Source organism: Pseudomarimonas arenosa (assembly GCF_014841215.1).
Lineage (GTDB): Bacteria > Pseudomonadota > Gammaproteobacteria > Xanthomonadales > Xanthomonadaceae > Pseudomarimonas > Pseudomarimonas arenosa.
On record NZ_JACYTR010000121.1, the window covers coordinates 1 to 3066 of the forward strand.

The window sequence follows — 3066 nt, forward strand, 5'->3', positions numbered from 1 at the left end:
CATCACCAGCGGCGAATACACCTACGATGTGCTACAGCGCAAAACCCAGGAAGCGGTCGATTATGGCGATTTCACCTGGACCTATCGCTACAGCTACTACCCGAACGGCCAGAAGGCGAGCTACACCGCGATCGACGGCACCACCTTTAGCTACGGCTACGACGCGGCCAAGAATCTGGCCAGCATCGTGATTCCGAACGAAGGCACGATCGAATATTCGAACTACCGCTGGACCCGGCCCGGCACGGTGACCTATCCCGGCAATACGCTGCGCAGCCTCACCTACGACGGCCTGCTGCGCAGCGAGACCATCAAGGTGGTCAATGCCAGCCAAGAAACGCTGATGGACTACCGCTACACCTATGATGCGGTGGGCAATATCAGCGAGAAGGCCACCGAACACGGCCCGTACCGGTACGAGTATGACCGTGTCGATCGTCTGACCGTGGCCGACTACCCGAACGGCCCGGGCAACGATCAGATCAATGACTCGATGGCGCCCAACACCTTTCCGTTCGCCGACGACCGCTACACCTACGACCTGCTCGGCAATCGCCTGACCGACCAACGCCAAACGCCGGGCGTGACCTGGCAATACAACCAGAACAACGAGCTGCTGCACTCAGGGTTTGCAACCTATCAATACAACGAGAACGGCAGCACCACCGCCAAGCAGGACCCCAGCACGGGACAGCCAATTCAAAGCTACGCCTACAACAGCGAAGAACGCATGAGTGAAGTGCGTGATGCCGAAGGCAACCTTGTGGCGGAGTACTACTACGATCCGTTTGGGAGACTCTTAGCTCAAAAAAGACACTTCAGTGGTGTATTGATTCAGACTAGCCTGGCGTATGAAGAATCTGGCTTAGCTTATAGGTTAAGCGCTGAAGACGGAGTGGCGGTGGCATCGCATTCATACGTTTCCACACCCTTCAATGCAAACAACCGTGTCTTGGAGTTTTCAGCGGACAAGGTCTCCGGGCGCCTAAGCGCTAGTTTTCCCGTGGGTGATCTTATTGGCACTGAAGCCATTCACTTTGACTCAGAGGGCAATGTCCTCAAGAGAATTCGACATTCCTCGTTCGGTGAGTTTGTGACCAACGGGGCTGAAAACCTGCACGGATTCATGGGGCAACTTTCGGACGTTAGTTCGGGCCAGATGTACAACCACTGGCGGTTCTACAACGCTCGTATTGGCAGATACTCCAGGCCAGATCCCGTCGGAAGAAAGGGTGGATTAAATCTATTTGCATATGCAAATGGAAATCCGATCTTGAATGTTGACCCTGATGGACTGAAGCCTGTGGCGACAGGCCTGCCGAAACCTGGAGATCCGACCGGCTACATATATTGCAATTCCAAACCATCCGAGACAGCAGATCCCGGCATTCGCGCGAGAATCCCCACTCCGGAAACGGATTGCCAAGTGCTTGGTTTTTGCACCTTCCTGCATGAGATGGTTCATGGTGCCGATGTGTATTGGTCAGATCCAGTTTTCTGCAGGCGAAGCGAGAACCTTGGAAGGGTCATCGGCAACAATGCTGAAAGGGAACGGCTAGACAGTGAGGCGCGTGCGCACATGATGGAATGCGAATGCTATCGAGTATTTCGACCTCTGGTTAAGATTTGCCGTTACGGGAACTGCGACCTAGATCAAGAAATTTGCAGGATCAACCGAATACACAAACCCCAAATCGAGTCCGGGAACTACCCGCCTGCGAGTAACGAGACAGCTGTAGGGTTTCTCAACCCTGAAAAGTGTTCCGGTTCCTGCGAGCCAATCACTGTTCAATAGGACGGCAGACGGCAGACGGCAGACGGCAGACGGCAGACGGCAGACGGCAGACGGCAGACGGCAGACGGCAGACGGCAGACGGCAGACGGCAGTCGGCAGTCGGCAGTCGGAAGGTTCATGGAGAATGTTGATGGTGCAGGTTTTGTTGATGACGGCGCTCCTCGCGAACCAAGCGGTGGCCCCAGCGCTCGACGTTTGTCCGTTGCTGGAGAGTCCTCCTAACAGCTCTGGCCAGTATTGTGATCCTCGCAGAGTTCCCTATCCGCCCGAGGCCCTGGAAAAAAGGATTGAGGGCGTCGCCCTGGTTGAGGTGACTGTGTCAAAGACGGGCACGGCTGTCAGCGTATCGATTGTGAAGTCATCCGGATTTCACGTATTGGATCGCGCGGCAGAGGAATGGGCTGCAGGCGGCTGCTACGCAATTCACACTGTTAATTCGGCGCCCGTTTGCTACAGGATTCAGAAGAAATTGAGCTTTGTGCTGGACGCCAATTGATGGCCCGCGTAGGGCGGGTCTTTCACCCGCCTCTTTGTGATCTCGGTTGGCCGCGGCCCGCGTAAGCGTCGTGTTGCGAAGTCGGGTCAGGCCTAGCTTCGTAGCATCCAGTGTCGGTTTTAATCAAGATCAAAGTTAAGTGTTGCCACCATCAATCAAAGTGAAGCCTCCTGTGAGATTCCCTGCATTAATTCGCTTCGCTGCACTCTTGCTCTTAGCGCTCGGTTACACCGCTTCGGCCGCGGTCGACCCCACCGACGGAAGCTACCGCACTTCCATAGTGGACCTATCCGTTAAGGTCCCGGGCGGCATGGTGTCGTGGTCGCGCAACTACGAGCGCAATGCCTGGCAGTTCACGCCGGCCTGGTCCAAGCTGAAGTTCACCCTGGATGATCTGGACGGCAGTGTGCTGCGGATTGATCGGGCGGGGGACGAGTACGACAAGGTGGCCTCGGACGGCAGCCTGTTCCGCTTCGATGCGCGGATGACCATTGCCAAGACCGGCAGCGGTTGGCGCTGGGCCGATCGCGATGGCAACTGGGTCGACTATGCGACGGACGGCCGCGCCCTGCAGTTTGGCAATCGCCGTGGCGACGCGGTCAGCTTGAACTACAGCGGCGAGCAGCTCAGCTCGGTCAGTGACCGCAATGGTCGCACCGTGCTGAACCTGACCTGGTCCGGCGTGCAGCTGAGCAAGGTCAGCGATTACTCGGGTCGTGAGGTGAGCTATCGCTATGCCGGCGGCTTGCTCAGCGAAGTCACCGATGTGCGCGGC

The 3066-nt window shown here is 56.8% G+C and carries 3 protein-coding genes; all 3 read left to right on the forward strand.

Annotated elements, in window-relative coordinates:
* A partial coding sequence (locus tag IFO71_RS21375; protein ID WP_192031721.1) for an RHS repeat domain-containing protein occupies nt 1-1795 on the forward strand: 1795 nt, incomplete at its 5' end.
* Nucleotides 1796-1925: 130 nt separating this feature from the next.
* Nucleotides 1926-2291 (forward strand): energy transducer TonB, encoded by a 366-nt coding sequence (locus IFO71_RS21380; protein WP_192031722.1) that lies wholly within the window; start codon nt 1926-1928, stop codon nt 2289-2291.
* Nucleotides 2292-2571: 280 nt separating this feature from the next.
* A partial coding sequence (locus IFO71_RS21385; RefSeq protein WP_225444869.1) for a hypothetical protein occupies nt 2572-3066 on the forward strand: 495 nt, incomplete at its 3' end.

Bases quoted from the DNA above. Each gene is read 5' to 3' on its own strand.
- IFO71_RS21380 (WP_192031722.1), top strand. From the start codon at position 1,926: ATGGTGCAGGTTTTGTTGATGACGGCGCTCCTCGCGAACCAAGCGGTG.